This is a genomic window from Stenotrophomonas sp., from assembly GCF_059505245.1.
The window spans coordinates 35,898-52,343 of sequence record NZ_JCACKF010000030.1 but is presented as its reverse complement, the minus strand read 5'-3'; the positions used below and the strand labels follow the sequence as shown (position 1 = coordinate 52,343).

General features: G+C 67.4%; 11 protein-coding genes. 5 read left to right on the top strand and 6 right to left on the bottom strand.

What is annotated here, in order from left to right; all coding sequences use genetic code 11:
* Positions 1 to 158: 158 nt before the first annotated feature.
* From AC5JLE_RS12095 to AC5JLE_RS12080, 4 genes are all read right to left on the bottom strand, one after another.
* Positions 159 to 2,462 (bottom strand): TonB-dependent receptor, encoded by a 2,304-nt coding sequence (locus AC5JLE_RS12095; protein ID WP_496065330.1) that lies wholly within the window; start codon positions 2,460 to 2,462, stop codon positions 159 to 161.
* A 228-nt stretch (positions 2,463 to 2,690) separates the two neighbouring features.
* Complete coding sequence (phbB, locus tag AC5JLE_RS12090) at positions 2,691 to 3,431, bottom strand: acetoacetyl-CoA reductase (RefSeq protein WP_005419193.1); 741 nt, start codon at positions 3,429 to 3,431, stop codon at positions 2,691 to 2,693.
* Between the two features lie 24 nt (positions 3,432 to 3,455).
* A complete protein-coding gene (locus tag AC5JLE_RS12085; protein ID WP_005419191.1) occupies positions 3,456 to 4,784 on the bottom strand; it encodes a CitMHS family transporter in 1,329 nt (442 codons plus the stop codon).
* 75 nt (positions 4,785 to 4,859) lie between these two features.
* Positions 4,860 to 5,999, bottom strand: coding sequence for an OprO/OprP family phosphate-selective porin (locus AC5JLE_RS12080; RefSeq protein WP_053496099.1), 1,140 nt, complete (start codon positions 5,997 to 5,999; stop codon positions 4,860 to 4,862).
* A 242-nt stretch (positions 6,000 to 6,241) separates the two neighbouring features.
* On the opposite strand from AC5JLE_RS12080, the gene AC5JLE_RS12075 reads away from it, so the two are divergent.
* From AC5JLE_RS12075 to AC5JLE_RS12060, 4 genes are read left to right on the top strand one after another with little or no spacing between them, the layout of a single operon-like run.
* Positions 6,242 to 6,931, top strand: a complete 690-nt coding sequence (locus AC5JLE_RS12075; RefSeq protein WP_005419188.1) for a response regulator transcription factor — start codon at positions 6,242 to 6,244, stop codon at positions 6,929 to 6,931.
* Complete coding sequence (locus AC5JLE_RS12070; protein WP_014648362.1) at positions 6,924 to 8,315, top strand: sensor histidine kinase; 1,392 nt, start codon at positions 6,924 to 6,926, stop codon at positions 8,313 to 8,315. The genes AC5JLE_RS12075 and AC5JLE_RS12070 overlap by 8 nt, the downstream gene beginning before the upstream one ends.
* Positions 8,312 to 9,367: an ABC transporter substrate-binding protein gene (locus AC5JLE_RS12065; RefSeq protein WP_032956561.1), complete on the top strand. Its 1,056-nt coding sequence runs from the start codon at positions 8,312 to 8,314 to the stop codon at positions 9,365 to 9,367. Before AC5JLE_RS12070 ends, AC5JLE_RS12065 begins: the two co-directional genes overlap by 4 nt.
* Before the next feature lie 28 nt (positions 9,368 to 9,395).
* Positions 9,396 to 10,046, top strand: coding sequence for a response regulator (locus AC5JLE_RS12060; protein WP_014648360.1), 651 nt, complete (start codon positions 9,396 to 9,398; stop codon positions 10,044 to 10,046).
* A gap of 637 nt (positions 10,047 to 10,683) precedes the next feature.
* On the opposite strand, the gene AC5JLE_RS12055 is transcribed toward AC5JLE_RS12060, so the two are convergent.
* Together AC5JLE_RS12055 and AC5JLE_RS12050 are read right to left on the bottom strand one after the other, a co-directional pair.
* Positions 10,684 to 13,326 carry a hybrid sensor histidine kinase/response regulator gene (locus tag AC5JLE_RS12055; protein ID WP_241884211.1) on the bottom strand — a complete coding sequence of 881 codons (2,643 nt, stop codon included), beginning with the start codon at positions 13,324 to 13,326 and terminating at the stop codon, positions 10,684 to 10,686.
* A gap of 66 nt (positions 13,327 to 13,392) precedes the next feature.
* Positions 13,393 to 14,562: an OprO/OprP family phosphate-selective porin gene (locus AC5JLE_RS12050; protein WP_032959491.1), complete on the bottom strand. Its 1,170-nt coding sequence runs from the start codon at positions 14,560 to 14,562 to the stop codon at positions 13,393 to 13,395.
* Between the two features lie 332 nt (positions 14,563 to 14,894).
* Here AC5JLE_RS12050 and AC5JLE_RS12045 point away from each other — a divergent pair, with 332 nt between their 5' ends.
* Positions 14,895 to 16,238, top strand: a complete 1,344-nt coding sequence (locus AC5JLE_RS12045) for a dicarboxylate/amino acid:cation symporter (RefSeq protein ID WP_014648357.1) — start codon at positions 14,895 to 14,897, stop codon at positions 16,236 to 16,238.
* The last annotated feature ends 208 nt before the right edge of the window (positions 16,239 to 16,446 follow it).

Sequence of the window (16,446 nt, the reverse complement as noted above, 5' to 3'; positions counted from 1 at the left end):
GCAGGACGCCCAACCCCGGTCTTGCCGTGTGCGCAGGACAGCGCACACGAGCAAGGCGCCATCGAGCCCCCAAGGACGGGTTTACGGCGTGTCCTGCATGGGCCTGCCTACCTGCGCCATGCAGGAACACTCAATGCGCCGCAGCGCCCGCTTCTGACTTAGAACTCCGCCGCCACCGTCATGAACAACTGCCGCGGCGCGCTCGCATGGATCGCATAGCGCGTGCCCTTCGGATCGGTCGGCGCGAACGAGCTCAGCTGGCCGGCGTAGCGCTTGTTGGTCAGGTTGGTCGCGTTCAACGACACCCGCACGTTGCGCAGGCCCAGGCCCAGGCCCGGGCCGAAGTCGTAGCCCGCACCGGCGTCGAAGGTGGTCACGCCCGGCACCGACTGGTCGTTGGTGTAGGTGTAGTAGCGCTTGCCGGTGTACTTGGCACGCAGGCTGGCGAAGAAGCCATCGCGGTTCCAGCTGATTTCACTGGAGGCCATGCGCTGCGGCGTATCCACCGTGATCTTGCCGGCCACCGGTACGATGGCGCCGCCCGAGGTGTAGTCATCCTCGTAGGTGGTCTTGTTCCAGGACAGCGCGTTGTACCACTGCAGACCGTCGATCGGCTTGAGGATGAAGGTCAGCTCCGCACCGTGGCTCTTCACCGAGCCGACGTTGATGAAGCGCGTCACGCACTCCGGGCGCGTGCCGACCTCGATGCTCGAGCACGGGTTCAGCGACAGCAGGCGGTTGTCGAACTTGACGTTGTAGGCCGCGATCGACGCCTGGTATTTCTCGCCGAAGGTACGGAAGCCGGCTTCAAGGCTCTTGGATTTCTCCGGCTCCAGGCCGGCGCTGGCCGCGAACGATTCCGGCGATACCTGCAACGGGCCGCCGCTGCCACCGCCGACGAAGGCGGCGATGTTCTCGGCGTAGGAGGCGAACAGCTCGTTGTTGGCGTTGAGCTTGAAGCCCAGGCCCAGCTGCGGCAGCACCGATTCCTTGGCGGTCAGCGTGCCCGAGGCGATGCTGGTTTCCACGCCCGGCTGGGCGGTGGCGCGCATGCGGGTGTTCGGGCTCTTGATGCCCACATCCACGGTCAGGCGCTGGTCCAGGAAGCGCATGCGGTCCTGCACGTAGAACTGGCGCGTGCGGATGTCGAAGTCCTGGTTGAACAGCAGGCGGTCCGGGTTCTTCAGGTACAGGTCGTCCAGGAACGGGCCGCTGATGTAGTAGAAGTTGCGCGACACGTTATGGTCGTTCTGCTCGTACCACAGGCCGGCTTCCAGCTCGTGGATACCGACCGTCCACGACAATGCGGCGGTCAGGCCATCGCGGTTGATCGTGTAGTTGGTACTGCGGATCGAGATCGGCAGCATCTTGTCGGTACCCGGGTAGGACGGCTGGCCCGGTGCCCACCAGTGGCCCTGGCCACGGTTGTCGTGGTGGTAGGCCAGCAGCTTCAGGCGGCCCTGCTCGCCCAGGCGCAGGTCGGCATCGACCGAGTACAGGTTGTCGTCGCGCAGCGCACGGCTCTGATAGTACGCATCGTCGATGCTGTTGACGCCGCCGCTGAACATGCAGCGCGCCTTGTTGTAGGTGCCAGGCGCGCAGTACGCGGCGGCGACGGCGCGATCCCAGTCCGGCGCGTAGATGTTCCAGTCATATCCCAGTCCGCGTGCCAGCATGTCCTTGGACAGGTAGGCATAGTTGGCCTGGCTGGCGCGCGAGGTCGCCGCGAACGCACCGAAACGGTGGTCGCCAACGTTCCACACTGCCTTGGCATTGAACTGGCGAGTGGTCTGGTTCTGGTACGGCGCGGCCCACATGTCCTGGTCCTGGTGCACGCCGGACACATAGGCCGAGAAGCCGTTGAGGTCGCCGCTGTCCACGCGCAGGTAGCCGCGGCGCTGGTGGTTGTCGCCGACGGTGACGCTGGCGCGGCCACCGAATTCGGTGGACGGATCCATCGAGAAATACTGGATGGTGCCGCCCAGGTTGCTGGTCGAGGCCACGCCCAGCGAACCAATGCCCTGCGACAGTTCGGCGCCGGCCAGGTTCTCGGCGATGATCGCGCGGGCGATGCTCAGGCCGTTGTAATTGCCGTAGCTGTTGTCGCCCAGCGGGATGCCGTCCAGCGTGTAGCCCAGGCGGCTCTTGTCGAAGCCGCGCAGGCTGATGGTCTGCGATTCCTCGTTGGCACCAAAGGCATCGTTGGACTGCACCGACACGCCCGGAAGGCGATCGAGGATCTTCTGGCCACTGGTGCCCGGCGGCAGCACCTGCTTGTCCACGGCAGTGATGCGCTGCACCTGGCGGGTCTCGCCCTGGCCGATCACAGAGACGGTATCCAGCGTCTGCGCGCTCAGCGCGGCATCGGTGCTGGCGCCGGTATCGGCGGTGGTGGCGGCATGGGCGCTGGCAGCGGCGGAGAGCACGATCGCTACGGCGATCGTCAGGTGTCGGGTCTGCATGGTGGTCCGTTGCATGGGAGGTGATCACCGGCACGCGTGCGCGGTGCAGGGCCACTATGCGAACGGAACATGAAACCTTCTTTACGGAAAACCAACGAATGGTGCAGGGCACCCGCGCAGGTCCCGCAGCCGGATGAAAAAAGGGGCCGGATTCCCTTCGCAAGCAAAGGTTCACCGGCCCCGCGCACTCCGTGGGGGAGGCGGTCCACGCGCAGCGTGGAGACTGGCTTACCCCATGTACAGGCCACCGTTGACCGGATAGTCGGCGCCGGTCACGTACGAGGCTTCATCCGAGGCCAGCCAGGCGCACAGGCCGGCCACTTCCTCGGGGCGACCCAGGCGGCGCACCGGCACCGAGGCCGCCAGCCGGTCCAGTACATCCGGCGGGAAGCTGCTGATCGCCTGGCTGGCGATGTAGCCCGGCGACAGCGTGTTGACGGTGACGCCGCGCGAAGCCACCTCGGCGGCCAGCGCACGGCTGAAGCCATGCATCGCGGCCTTGGCGGTGGCGTAGTTCACCTGGCCGATCTGGCCCTTGTGGGCGCTGACCGAGCCGATGTTGATGATGCGGCCCCAGCCCCGCGTGGCCATGCCGTCGACCACCTGCTTGGTCAGGTTGAACAGCGCGTTGAGGTTGGAGGCGATCACCGCGTTCCAGTCCTCCACCGTCATCTGCCGGAACAGCAGGTCGCGGCTGCCGCCGGAGTTGTTGACCAGTACATCGACCTCACCCACTTCGGCGCGGACCTTGGCGAACGCGGCGCTGGTCGAGGCCCAGTCGGTCGCGTTGCCTTCGGAGGCGATGAAGTCGAAGCCCTGTTCGCGCTGCTCGCGCAGCCAGTTGGCCTTGCGCGGCGAGTTCGGCGCGCAGCCGGCAACCACGGTGTGGCCGCTGCGGGCCAGGCTCTGGCAGATGGCAGTGCCGACACTGCCCATTCCACTGGTGACGTAAGCGATTCGAAGCGTCATTGCAGAAGGCTCCTTGGCAAAGGGTCAGGCGGCGAGGGGATACAGGCCGAACAGCAGGCTGCCGATCATCAGCAGCATCGAGATGGCGATGGCCCACTTCAGGGTGAACTTCTGGTGGTCGGCGAATTCGACCTTGGCCAAGCCCACCAGCAGGTAGGTGGACGGCACCAGCGGGCTGAGCAGGTGCACCGGCTGGCCAGCCAGCGAGGCGCGCGCCATTTCCACCGGAGTGATGCCGTAGTTGCCGGCGGCCTCGGACAGGATCGGCAGCACGCCGAAGTAGAACGCGTCGTTGGACATGAAGAAGGTGAACGGCATCGATGCCACCGCGGTGATCACCGCCAGGTACGGGCCCCACGATTCCGGAATCACCGCCAGGAAGCTGTGCGACATCGCTTCGACCATGCCGGTGTTGTTGAGGATGCCGGTGAAGATGCCTGCGGCGAAGATCAGCGACACCACCGACAGCACGTTGCCGGCATGGTTGACCACACGGCGGCGCTGCTCGGCCAGGTTCGGATAGTTGATCACCAGGGCGATGGCGAAGCCGACCATGAACAGCACTGGCATCGGCAGCACGCCGATGATCAGCGCGGTCATCAGTGCCACGGTCAGCGCCAGGTTCACCCACAGCAGCTTCGGGCGCTTGATGTCTTCGGCGTCTTCCACGGTCGGCAGCGGGTTGCTGTCATCGGACACGCTGTTGTCCATCCAGCTGCCGCCCTTGGGCAGGGTCACCACGCCGAGGCGACGGCGTTCCTTCAGGCCCAGGTACCAGGCCAGCAGCAGCACGCCGGCACAGGCGATCACCATCGACGGGATCAGCGGCACGAACACGTCGGCCGGGTCCACGTGCAGCGCGGTGGCCGCGCGTGCGGTCGGGCCGCCCCACGGGGTCAGGTTCATCACGCCGCCGGCAAGGATGGTCACGCAGGTCATGTTCAGCGCGTTCATGCCCAGCCGCTGGTACAGCGGCAGCATCGCCGAGACGGTGATCATGTAGGTGGTCGAACCGTCGCCATCGAGCGAGATCAGCATCGCCAGCACCGCGGTGCCAAGCACGATCTTCATCGGATCGCCCTTGACGAAGCGCAGGATCACCCGCACCAGCGGATCGAACAGGCCGGCGTCGATCATCACCCCGAAGTAGAGGATGGCGAACATCAGCATCACGCCGGTCGGCGCGATCTTCTTGATGCCCTCCAGCATCATCTCGTCGATGCCGGCACCGAAGCCACCGATCAGCGCGAACAGGATGGGAATGGTGATCAGGGCGACGAGCGGCGACAGGCGCTTGCTCATGATCAAGTACATGAACGTAATGACCATGCCAAAGCCGAGGATGCTCAGCATCATCTGCGGACTCCTTGCGAAAACAGGACGTGGGGAGTGGAAGGGGCCGGGCGCCGCGCGCCCGGAATGTCAGGCCTAGAAGTCGTACTGCAGGCGGCCGGTGACCGCGCGGGTGCGGTCCACCGTGACCCCGGCCAGGCGGTCGCGGTTGCGGCTTTCGATCACGTTGAGCATGAAGCGCAGGTTGTCGCGCAGGTACCAGTTGCCGCCCAGCGTCCAGGCTTCGGTGCTGCCGCGGCGCAGGTCCGGCGCGCCATCAAGGTGCTGCGCGCCCCACATCTGGTCGTAGCGCAGCGCCACTTCGAATGCACCGGCCTTGTGGCGGATGTCCTTCACCCGCGCGAAGCGTCCGGTCTTGCGGTCATAGGCGCGGCTTTCGCCGGTGACGAACCAGCTGAGCATGCCGTAGGCCGCCATCACGTCGCCGCGCTGGGCGCCGTCATCGAAGGTGGCGCCACTGAACTCGCCCTGCCACGACAGCGGGCCGCGCACCTGCGCGTATTCCAGCGACCACTTGTTGACGTCGGTATCGCGGCCGGCGGAGAAGTCGACCAGGGTCAGGCGGCTCTCGTCGGACAGGTGGCCGGCCGGGCGCGGACGGATGCGCAGGCCGGGCACGCCATTGGCGCCGGGGTTGTCGTACGCCTCGCGGGCCAGCGACAGGCCCAGGTGCAGCACGTCGCCGTCGCTGGGCGAGGGCGCCCAGGTGATGCGACCACCCGCCGCGCGACCCTTCACCTGCCAGGCGTCGATGCTCTCCAGGCTGTAGAGGCTGGCCGCCCAGGTGAAGTCGCCCGGGTTGGCCTGCCAGGACGCACCCAGGCGGTACAGCGGCGCCAGCGTGGTGCCGGCGTTGCCGCGCTCCAGGAAGCTGCCGTAGTTGGAGCTGGTACGGTCATCCAGCGAGAAATACTGCTTGAACTGGCCCACGGTCAGCTTGCCCGCCTTGCCGAAGCTGCGGGCCAGGTAGACATCCTTGGCCTCGACGCGGTCGCCGGAGAAGTCGGCTTCCAGCTTGTAGTCGACCACGAAGAACTTGCCGGACACATCGACCCATGCACGGCGGATCTCGGTGTCATCCTTGTTCGGCGTTCCGCGGTTGTCGTTGTCGAAGGTGGCGAAGTCCAGGTGCAGGCGGCCCCCCAGGGTGGCGGTGACCGGACGGTCGTCTTCGGCGGCGAAGGCCGGCACCGACAGGACAGCCAGCGCCATCATGGCGGCAGGACGCCGCCAGGCAAACGTGAATTCCACAAACCCTCCCAGGTGCGCGCCAGGCGCGCGGCAATCGTGGGCACCGGACGGTGCGCGGCCGCAGTGTGGGTCGGGCAAGCTGTCATCGTCCTGTCAACGGATTGTGCGGTGCAGCGAAAAGCAGGCCGCTGGGCTCGCCGTGCCGCGCCCGGCGAGCCCAGCGGCGGCATGCGGTAGCATTCGGTTCCCCTCCCACCCGTGTGCCCATGCGCCTGCTGCTGGTCGAAGACAATCCGGATCTGGCCGATGCGATCATCCGCCGGATGCGCCGCAGCGGGCACGCCGTGGACTGGCAGGCCGATGGCCTGGCCGCTGCCAGCGTGCTGCGCTACCAGAGCTTCGACCTGGTGGTGCTGGACATCGGCCTGCCCAAGCTCGATGGCCTGCGCGTGCTGGCCGGCATGCGCGAGCGCGGTGACAGCACGCCGGTGCTGATGCTGACCGCGCGTGACGGCATCGAAGATCGCGTGCAGGCGCTGGATGTGGGGGCCGACGACTACCTGGGCAAGCCGTTTGATTTCCGCGAGTTCGAAGCGCGCTGCCGCGTGCTGCTGCGGCGTGCGCGCGGCCAGGCCAGCGAAGTGGTGCAGATTGGCGGATTCCAGTTCGACAACGCCGCGCACCGGGTCAGCCTCGACGGGGAGCCGATCGAACTGCCCAATCGCGAGTACCGCCTGCTGGAGATCCTGGTCGGCCGTCTTGGCCAGGTGGTCGGCAAGGACGAGATCGGCAACGGCCTGTTTGGTTTCGATGACGAAGCGGGCCCGAATGCCATCGAGTTGTACGTTGGTCGCCTGAGAAAGAAGCTGGCGGGCGCGCCGCTGCGCATCACCACGGTGCGTGGCGTCGGTTACCTGCTGGAAGCCAGCGATACCCATGCCGACGCCGATGGCTGACACGCGTGCTGCGACTGCGGCGCCGGGTTCGCTGCGGCGCACGCTGCTGCTCTACCTCGGCGTGCTGCTGGCGGTGTTCGCGGTGGCCCTGCTGTTCGCCGCACGCGATTACGGCCAGCGCGCCGCCAACCGATCCTACGATCACCTGCTGGTGTCCTCGGCGCTGTCCATCGCCGATTCGGTGGCCCTGGTCGACGGCCAGTGGCAGGTCGATCTGCCCTATGCGGCGCTGGACCTGCTGGCGATGGCGCCGGAGGACCGCGTGTTCTACCGGGTGGCCGACAGCCGCGGCACGCTGATCACCGGCTACGGCGATCTGCCGACACCGCCGCGCAGGCCCGGTACCCAGCCGCAGCTGTTCGACGCCCCCTACAGCGGCGAAACCGTGCGCTTCGTGGTGGTCGGCCGCAGTTTCGCCGCGGCCTCGGCACAGGGCGAGGTGCAGGTGCAGGTGGGCCAGACCCGGCGCGCGCGCGAAGCCGTTGCGCAGGACATGGTCAATCGTGCATTGCTGGCGATCGGTGTATTGTCCGGGCTGCTGCTGGCGCTGGTGGCGTTCGGCGTGCATCGTGCGTTCCGGCCGCTGGTGCGGGTGGAGCGCGAGCTGTCGCGCCGCGAGCCGTCCGACCTGAAGCCGCTCGATGCCCGCGTGCCACGCGAGATGGACCAGATGGTGGCCGCGTTGAACCGCTTCATGGAGCGCCTGTCCAGCAGCAACGAGACACTGCGCGCGTTCATGGCCGAGGCCGCACACCAGATGCGCACGCCACTGGCGGCATTGCGAGCTCAGGCGCAGTTGGCGCTGGATGATGACGATCCGGAGGACATGCGACGCAGCCTGCAGGCGATCGAGCGCAACGCCACGCATATGAGCCGGCTGCTCAACCAGCTGCTCAGCGATGCCAGCGTGATCCATCGTTCGCACCTGCAGCGCTTTGCGGCGGTGGATCTGGCCGAGACCGTGCACCAGGCGTTGCATGAAGCACTGCCGCAGGCAAGCCCGGCACCGCGCGTGCAACTGGCGATGACTGCCGAGCCGGTGCAGGTGCATGGCGACGCGCTGCTGCTGCGCGAGGCAATCAAGAACCTGGTCGACAACGCGTTGAAGTACGGCGGCGACGGCCCGTTGCAGATCGCGCTGACCGTGGAAAGCGGGCAGGCCGTGCTGACCATCGCCGACCATGGCGCAGGCATCGCGGCTGCCGATGCCGAACGCGTATTCGAGCGCTTCGCGCGTGGCGAAGGCGCGCCATCCGGCGGTGCCGGGCTGGGCCTGGCCATCGTCAAGCGGGTGGTCGACAGCCACGGCGGCCGCATCGACCTCAGCAACCGCCCGCAGGGCGGGCTGATCGCCACCATCCGCCTGCCACGGAGCAGTCCATGATCCGCCTGTTTGCCACGGCCGTTGCCCTGCTGCTGGCCCTGCCGGTGCTGGCCGCGCCCGGCGATGTGCGTCGTTTTCCCGCACAGGGGGCGGCCACCGCGCAGCTGCGCATTCACGGCACTACCGACATCGAAGTGTTCGCGGTAGTGATTGCCGATTACCAGCGGCTGCACCCGGGCACCGAGGTGGTGTACGAGGACATCATCACCCAGGACCTGTACGCGCGTTACCTGCACGACCGCGGTGGACCGGCATCGCCCGACCTGCTGATCTCCAGCGGCATGGACCTGCAGACCAAGCTGGTCAACGATGGCCACGCGCTGCCACATCGCTCGGCGCTGACCGCTGCGCTGCCAGCCTGGGCGCAGTGGCGCAACGAGGCCTTCGGCATCAGCTACGAGCCGGTGGTGATGGTCTACAACACCCGCGCAATGCCTTCGGCAAAGGTGCCGCACACGCGCCGCCAGCTGCTGGACCGGCTGCGTGCCGAAGGTGCACCGCTGCGCGGCAGGGTCGGCACCTATGACATCGAGCGCAGCAGTGTCGGCTACCTGCTGGCAACCCAGGATGCGCAGCGCGGCAGCATCGCCGGCGCGCTGCTGGGGGCGCTCGGCGACAACGACGTAGTGCGCGAAGAGCGCACCGGCGTGCTGCTGGACAAGGTGGCCAGCGGCGAGCTGTCGCTGGTCTACAACGTGCTTGGTTCCTATGCGCAGGCACGTGTCGATGCCGGCGCGCCACTGGCCATCGTCGAGCCTGAGGACTACACGCTGGTGGTGCTGCGCACCGCGGTGATTCCGCGTACCGGCCCACACCCGGAAGAAGCGCGGCGCTTCCTCGACTACCTGCTGTCGCCCCGTGGCCAGCAGGTGCTGTCGCGCGAGGCGCGGCTGATGCCGATCGTGACCGGCAACGCACGTGGCGGCGATGCGCCCGGCCGCAGCCGGCGTCCGATCCAGCTCGGCCCGGGCCTGCTGGTGTACCTGGATGCGCTCAAGCGCCGCCAGTTCCTCGATGCCTGGCGCAGCAGCGTCGAGCCGGCGGGGCGCTGAGGCTCCGGCCTGCCCGTACAATGGCGGCATGAGCGAATACACCATCCTGATCGCCGACGACCACCCGCTGCTGCGTTCGGCGGTGGTGCAGTCCTTGCGGCAGAGCCTGCCGCTGGCGCAGGTGCGCGAGGTGGCCAGTGCCGATGCGCTGGCCGAGGCGCTCGACGCACAGCCGGACGTGGACCTGGTGCTGCTCGACCTGACCATGCCCGGCGCGCACGGTTTTTCCGCGCTGCTGCACGTGCGCGGCTCGCATCCGGACATCCCGGTGGTGATCCTCTCCTCCAACGACCATCCGCGGGTGATCCGCCGTGCCCAGCAGTTCGGCGCCGCCGGTTTCATCCCGAAGTCCGCGCCGGCCGAGACCATCGGGGAGGCCGTGCAGGCAGTACTCGATGGCGGCCTGTGGTTCCCGGCGATGGCCGCCGAGCGTTCCGAGGCCGATGCACTACTGGCCAGCCGCCTGGCCCAGCTGACCCCGCAGCAGTTCCGCGTGCTGCTCTGCCTGGCCGATGGCCTGCTCAACAAGCAGATCGCCTACACCCTGGGGCTGGCCGAGAACACGGTGAAGGTGCACGTCACCGCCATCCTGAAGAAGCTCGAGTGCCACAGCCGCACACAGGCGGCGGTGCTGGTGAAGGCGCTGGAGCCCGAGGGCGACGCTGGCATCGGGCTGTAGTTTCCAGCCAACGGCGCAGCCCCTCGTGGGTGGACACGTAGAGCAGTTCATGGGTGAGGCCGGGCAGGTGGACTGCACAGGGGCCGCTGCAAGTACATCCATGTAAGCTCGGTCGCCGCATCCATGCGGCTCACGCCCCTGCGCAGCCCACCTGCCCGGCCACGGACAGGTTCCGTGCGCATCCACCCACGGAAGAGAAAAGAAGATCAAAAGCAAAGGCAGCCTGACAGGCCGCTTTTTGTAGAGCCGAGCCCACGCTCGGCTGCTTTCTGGCCGGTCCGTGAAGCCGAGCTTGGGCTCGGCTCTACACGAGCAAGCGCAGCGCGCGACCCGCTTTTGATCTTATTTTCTTCTCCGTGGGTGCAGGCCACCGAAATCTGTCGGAGGCCGGTCGGGTTGGGTGCGCGGGGGTGTCAGCCGCATGGGCCCGAGGCATGCCTCGGGCGGGTTGGGCAGGACGCCCAACCCCGGTCTTGCCGTGTGCGCAGGACAGCGCACACGAGCAAGCGGCTGCCAAGCCTCCAGGGACGGATTCACGGCGTCCCCCGCGCACCCAACCCGACCGGCCCACCCACGGCTTCTGCTTTCCACGACCAACCAAACACCACCCACGAGGGGCTGCGCCGTTGGCTGGAAACTACCCGCGATGGCGGATCAGCAACTGACTCATCAGTGCCCGCAGCGCCGGCGGCTTCACCGGCTTGGCCATCATCCCCCAGCCGCGTTCGGCGGCCATCTCACGCAATCCCGCATCGCGCTCGGCAGTAACCAGCACTACCGGCGGGCGGGCCTGCCACAATTCGGCCAATGTCTCGTACAGCACCGGCCCATGGTGATCGCCCATGCGCACATCCAGCAGCACCAGCTCCGGTACTGCGCCTGTTGCTGCCAGCTGCAGCGCCGCCTGTGGGCCATCGGCCAGCGCCACCTCGCAGCCCCAGCGCTCCAGCAGCGCGCGGCTGGCCGCGCACACGTGCGGATCGTCGTCGATCACCCACACCCGGCGACCGCGAAGCGGGTTGTCCGCCGCCGGTTCCTGCACCAGCACCGGCACAGGAGCAGTAGCGGGAATCGCGCTGGCTTCGCCGAACGGCACGCCCACCGCGAACACGCTGCCCTGGCCCAGCTGCGAGCGCAGCCGGATCGGATGCCCAAGCAGGCGGCCGATGCGATCGACGATGGCCAGGCCAAGGCCGGCGCCGCGCTGCTGGCCGTCGTGCAGGCGGCGGAACTCCTCGAAGATCTCGCCCTGCAACGCGTCGGGAATGCCGGGGCCCTGGTCGTGCACCTCGATCCACAGCATGCCTTCACGGCGACGGCAGCCGAGCAGCACGCGGCCGCGTTCGCTGTAGCGCAGCGCGTTGGACAGGAAGTTCTGCAGGATTCGGCGCAGCAGGGCTTCATCGCTGACCACTACCGCATCGGTATCGACCCAGTCGACCACCAGGCCACGCGACTGTGCGGCGATGCCGAATTCGCGCGCCAGCGTCTGCAGCAAAGGCCCGAGCCGGAACGCCTGCACTCGGGTCGGCAGGCTGCCGGATTCCAGGCGCGCGATATCCAGTAGACTATTGAGGATCGCATCCTGCGCGGCCAGTGCAGCATCGATGTGGTCCGCAGTCTGCTGCTGCGCCGGGTCGCCCAGCTTGCCGCGCAGCACCGAGACGAACATGCGCGCCGCGTTGAGCGGCTGCAGCAGGTCGTGCACGGCCGAGGCGACGAATCGCGTCTTGTAGCGGTTGGCCTGCTCGGCTTCGCGGCGTGCTTCCTCCAGGTCATGTGTGCGCTCGGCGATGCGGTGTTCCAGCGCATCGGCCAGCGAGCGCAGTTCGCGCGCGGCGTTCTTGTAGCTGGTGATGTCGGCATAGCTGGTGACGAAGCCGCCGTCGGGCAGCGGGTTGCCACGGATTTCCAGCACGGTGCCATCGTCTTTTTCGCTCTCGCGCATGTGCGGGCGGCCGCTGCGCAGGTGGTTCAGGCGGCGCTCGATGGCTTCATCGACCGGGCCCGGACCAAGCAGGCCACGGCGTGCGTTGAAGCGGAACAGTTCCTCGATCGGCCGGCCGACGCGAACCAGGTCCTGCGGGAAGCGGAACAGTTCCAGATAGCGCGAATTCCACGCGACCAGGCGCAGTTCGCGGTCGATCACCACCACGCCCTGCGGCAGGTGTTCGAGGCTGCGGCTGAGGCCGCTGTCGGCATCGGTGGCGGCCTGCAGCAGGCCATCCTGCGCGGTACGCAGTTCCTGTGCATGCTGCTTGAGCAGGGTTTCCAGCTCGCGGCGGCTTCGCAGGCGATGCTTGGACAGTCGCCGGCGCTGCTGCACGAACAGCACCAGGAAGCCCAGCGCCAGCCATGCAGCGCCACCGGTGAGTGCTGCGGCGCGGCCGGCGCCGGTGGCGGCACCGGCATCGTGCAGCAGGTGCAAGTTCCAGCCTTCGGCGGGCAGCGGCAGGCTCTGCCACAGCATCGGCTGCGGCAGCGCCGGATCCAGCAGGCGCACCATGCGGCCGCCATCGGCCAGCACGTCTTCGGTGCGTGCGCGCAGGGGCTGCAATGCGCGGTCGGCGTACTGGCGGGCGTCCAGCATCTCGCGGCGCTCATCGGCCCCCAGCGGGCGCAGCAGCCGGTAGCGCCAGCTGTCCCGGTTGGCCAGGAACACCACGTCGTGGTCGTCGCTGGCCAGCACCACGTCGGGGCTGCTCAGCCATTCCTGTTCCAGCGCGGACAACTCGACCTTGATCACCACCACGCCCAGCCGCTTGCCGTCTTCTTCGATGGCCTGCGAAAGGTAATAGCCGGGCACGCCGGTGGTCATGCCGATGCCGTAGAAGCGGCCACGGCCCTGCGCCAGCGCCTGGCGGTAGTAGGGGCGGTAGCTGTAGTTCTCGCCGACGTTGGTGGTCGGCTGGTCCCAGTTGCTGGCCGCCACCGCCACACCGTCGTGGCCGACCAGGGTCAGGGTCGAGGCACGGGTGACTTCGTTGGCGCGTTGCAGCTTGAGGTTCAGCCGCTGCCGTTCGCTGGGCGAGGGCGGCACGCGCAGTGCATGCAGCAGATCCGGGTCAAGTGCCAGCACCTGCGGCAAGGTGCCGAAGCGGTCGATGCGCTGTTGCAGGCCCTGGCCATACAGCTGCAGCTGGCGTTGCACCTGGCTGCTTTCCTCGCCGAGCGCGCGCCGCCAGGCGTAATGACCGGCGGCGACCGCGCACAGCACGGTACCGCCGACCATCACCAGCAGGGTCAGCAACAGCATCCGGTGGCGGCTGAGCCAGTACATGGCGGCAGTCTACGCAGGGCCGGCGGGCGTGGCGTGCACGCCCGCCGGGGTCTGACGTGGAAGGGGTCAGAAGTGCATCTGCGCGCGCAGTTCGAAGATCTCCGGCGTGCTGTGCACGCCACGACGGCTGGCGTCGACCTTCACGTAGTTGGCCTGGAACTTGAAGTGGCTGGTCAGGTACCAGTTCGCGCCCAGCGTCAGGTCGTGCTGGCGGCCGCCGAGGATGCTGCCATCGTCCAGGTCGAGACGGCTGTATCGGGCCAGCAGTTCGACCGCGCCGTAGTTGTGCGCCGGCTTGATGTTGGCCACCGCGCCGGCGTTGTACGGGCGCGATTCGCCGGTCAGCACCCAGCTGGCCATCGCGTACTGGCCACTGCCGGTGTAGTCGGGCTTGCCGTCATGACGGGTGACCGTAGCGCGCAGCGCTTCGGCCTGCAGCGAGAACGGGCCCCGGATCCAGATGCCTTCCAGGCCGGTGCGGCGGATCTGGTCGGCAGTGACCAGCGCACCGGAATCGACGTAGCGGATGTCGGTCAGGCCGGCTTCCGGGCGCGCGCGCAGGCGGGCGCTGGCCTCGTGATGCACGTCGCGGCCATCGCTGTAGCCACGCGGGTTTTCCTGCGAGTAGGCCAGGCCCAGGTGGATCACATCGCCTGGTGCCTTCACCGGCGTCCACACCGCACGCACCGCCTGGGTGGTGCCGGGGTTGTCGCCCTGCAGGTCCTTGCCGCCATAGGCCCCGGCCTGCAGCAGGTACTGCGGGCGCTCCAGCACCCACTCCACGCCGGTGCGGCGGCCTTCGTAGAAGGCCTGCACCGGCAGCGAGGTTTCCAGGAAGCTGCCGGCACGCGAAGAGGTGTTCGCATCCAGGCCGACCGGGGTCTTCATGTAGCCGAAGCGGAAGCGGCCGACGTCACGGCCGAAGAAGGCCTTGCTCTCGAAGCGCACGAACACGTCCAGCCAGGTATCGGCCTGGAAGTCGTAGTAGACCATCGCATCGTAGACGCCCTTCTTTTTCAGCGTCGCGCCGAATTCCTTGCGGCGCACGGCATCGTCGTCCTCGAGGCCACTGGCCGAGGAGAAGTCGTTGTAGTCGTAGGCGATGTTGGCGGTGGCCGCCAGCTCGGTGCCATCACCGAAGGTGTACTTGGTCGGCCAGTTGTCGAAATCGGCGGCCGAGGCGAAGGCGGGAAGGGCGGCCAGCGACAGGGCCAGCAAGGTGGGATTCGGGCGCATGTTGGGTGCGGCTCTCTCAGATTGCGTGTGGACAGGACATCAACGGCCGCAAGGGCCGGAACTTTCGCAAAGACTCACCCAGCCGTTCAGCCCGGGCCACCAGCCTCCCCAGGATCGGGCGGTGCGGCGCCAGTGTAGGCACCTGTGCCACCTGAACCGGGAGGCTAGTACCAATAGGTTATCTGCGCTGGCGTGCCTGGCGCGTACAAAGGCGTCCATTGGTCGCACCTCCTGTGCGTGCTGCACAGGGCCTGCGAACAGTTTCCACGGTAACGGTTCCCGTGCAGCTCCGGGGCCGTACGTGCCTGAAAACGCCCCTTCCGGAGTCCGCCATGCACATCCCGACCGCAGCACCGGTGCCTGCAAAGCCGTTGCCGATCTATCGCCAGCTGTACTTCCAGGTGATCGTGGCGATCGTCCTGGGCGCCATCCTCGGCCATTACGAGCCGTTGATCGGCGAGAAGATGAAGCCGCTCGGTGATGCCTTCATCAACCTGGTGAAGATGATCATCGCGCCGGTGATCTTCCTCACCATCGTCACCGGCATCGCCAGCATGACCCACCTGCGTACGGTGGGCCGGGTCTTTGCCAAGGCGATGGCGTACTTCCTGTTCTTCTCCACGCTGGCGCTGATCGTCGGCATGATCGTGGCGCACGTGGTGCAGCCCGGCGCCGGCATGAACATCAACCCCGCCGAGCTGGACCAGACCGCGGTGCACAGCTACGTCGAGAAGTCGCACGACCTGACCCTGGTCGGCTTCCTGATGGACATCATCCCGAAGACGCTGCTCAGCGCGTTCGTCGACGGCAACATCCTGCAGGTGCTGTTCGTGGCCGTGCTGTTCGGCATCGCGCTGGCGATGGTGGGCGAGAAGGGCAAGCCGGTGCTGAACTTCCTGGAGGCGCTGGTCGCTCCGGTGTTCAAGCTGGTGCACATCCTGATGAAGGCCGCCCCGATCGGCGCCTTCGGTGCGATCGCCTTCACCATCGGCAAGTACGGCGTCGGCTCGCTGATCAACCTGGCCTGGCTGGTGGGCTCGTTCTACCTCACCGCCTTCCTGTTCGTGGCGGTGATCCTCGGCGTGGTCTGCCGCCTGTGCGGCTTCTCGGTATTCAAGCTGGCGCGCTACCTGAAGGCCGAACTGCTGCTGGTGCTCGGCACCTCGTCGTCGGAGTCGGCGCTGCCGTCGCTGATGGAGAAGATGGAACGCGCCGGGTGCAGCAAGTCGGTGGTGGGCCTGGTGGTCCCGACCGGCTACTCGTTCAACCTGGACGGCACCAACATCTACATGACCCTGGCGGCGCTGTTCATCGCCCAGGCCACCAACACCGAACTGACCCTGGGCCACCAGATCGCCCTGCTGCTGGTCGCCATGCTCAGCTCCAAGGGCGCGGCCGGCGTCACCGGCGCGGGCTTCATCACCCTGGCCGCCACCCTGGCCGTCGTGCCGGAAGTGCCGGTTGCCGGCATGGCGCTGATCCTGGGCGTGGACCGCTTCATGAGCGAATGCCGCTCGCTGACCAACTTCATCGGCAATGCCGTGGCCACCGTGGTGGTCTCGCGCTGGGAAGGCGCGCTGGACCGCAACCGCTTGAAGCTGGCGCTGGATGGCCGCGAAAGCGAACTGCCGCCGCCGGTCGATGCGCTGCCCGAGGCACTGCCGGCCAAGGGCTGATCCAGGTGTGTGGTACCGCGGGGCCGGTCACGACAGTGGTACGGCCCCGCGGCGTTTCAGGGCGTCCCATGGCTGTCATGGGCAACGCCGAAGCTGACATCGCGGTACCGTCGCATACGGCACGGAATTGTGCGGTCGCAGCATGCTTGCGACAGGATAGCGACAGGTCCAGACGCTCCAACGGGGGTATCATCCCCTGTCCCTTCTG

Excerpts from the sequence above, each read along its gene's own strand:
- AC5JLE_RS12080 (WP_053496099.1), bottom strand. The coding sequence starts at position 5,999 with ATGATGGCGCTGGCTGTCCTGTCGGTGCCGGCCTTCGCCGCCGAAGAC.
- phbB (WP_005419193.1), bottom strand. The coding sequence starts at position 3,431 with ATGACGCTTCGAATCGCTTACGTCACCAGTGGAATGGGCAGTGTCGGC.
- AC5JLE_RS12070 (WP_014648362.1), top strand. The coding sequence starts at position 6,924 with ATGGCTGACACGCGTGCTGCGACTGCGGCGCCGGGTTCGCTGCGGCGC.
- AC5JLE_RS12075 (WP_005419188.1), top strand. The coding sequence starts at position 6,242 with ATGCGCCTGCTGCTGGTCGAAGACAATCCGGATCTGGCCGATGCGATC.
- AC5JLE_RS12050 (WP_032959491.1), bottom strand. The coding sequence starts at position 14,562 with ATGCGCCCGAATCCCACCTTGCTGGCCCTGTCGCTGGCCGCCCTTCCC.
- AC5JLE_RS12065 (WP_032956561.1), top strand. The coding sequence starts at position 8,312 with ATGATCCGCCTGTTTGCCACGGCCGTTGCCCTGCTGCTGGCCCTGCCG.
- AC5JLE_RS12085 (WP_005419191.1), bottom strand. The coding sequence starts at position 4,784 with ATGCTGAGCATCCTCGGCTTTGGCATGGTCATTACGTTCATGTACTTG.
- AC5JLE_RS12060 (WP_014648360.1), top strand. The coding sequence starts at position 9,396 with ATGAGCGAATACACCATCCTGATCGCCGACGACCACCCGCTGCTGCGT.
- AC5JLE_RS12055 (WP_241884211.1), bottom strand. The coding sequence starts at position 13,326 with ATGTACTGGCTCAGCCGCCACCGGATGCTGTTGCTGACCCTGCTGGTG.
- AC5JLE_RS12045 (WP_014648357.1), top strand. The coding sequence starts at position 14,895 with ATGCACATCCCGACCGCAGCACCGGTGCCTGCAAAGCCGTTGCCGATC.
- AC5JLE_RS12095 (WP_496065330.1), bottom strand. The coding sequence starts at position 2,462 with ATGCAGACCCGACACCTGACGATCGCCGTAGCGATCGTGCTCTCCGCC.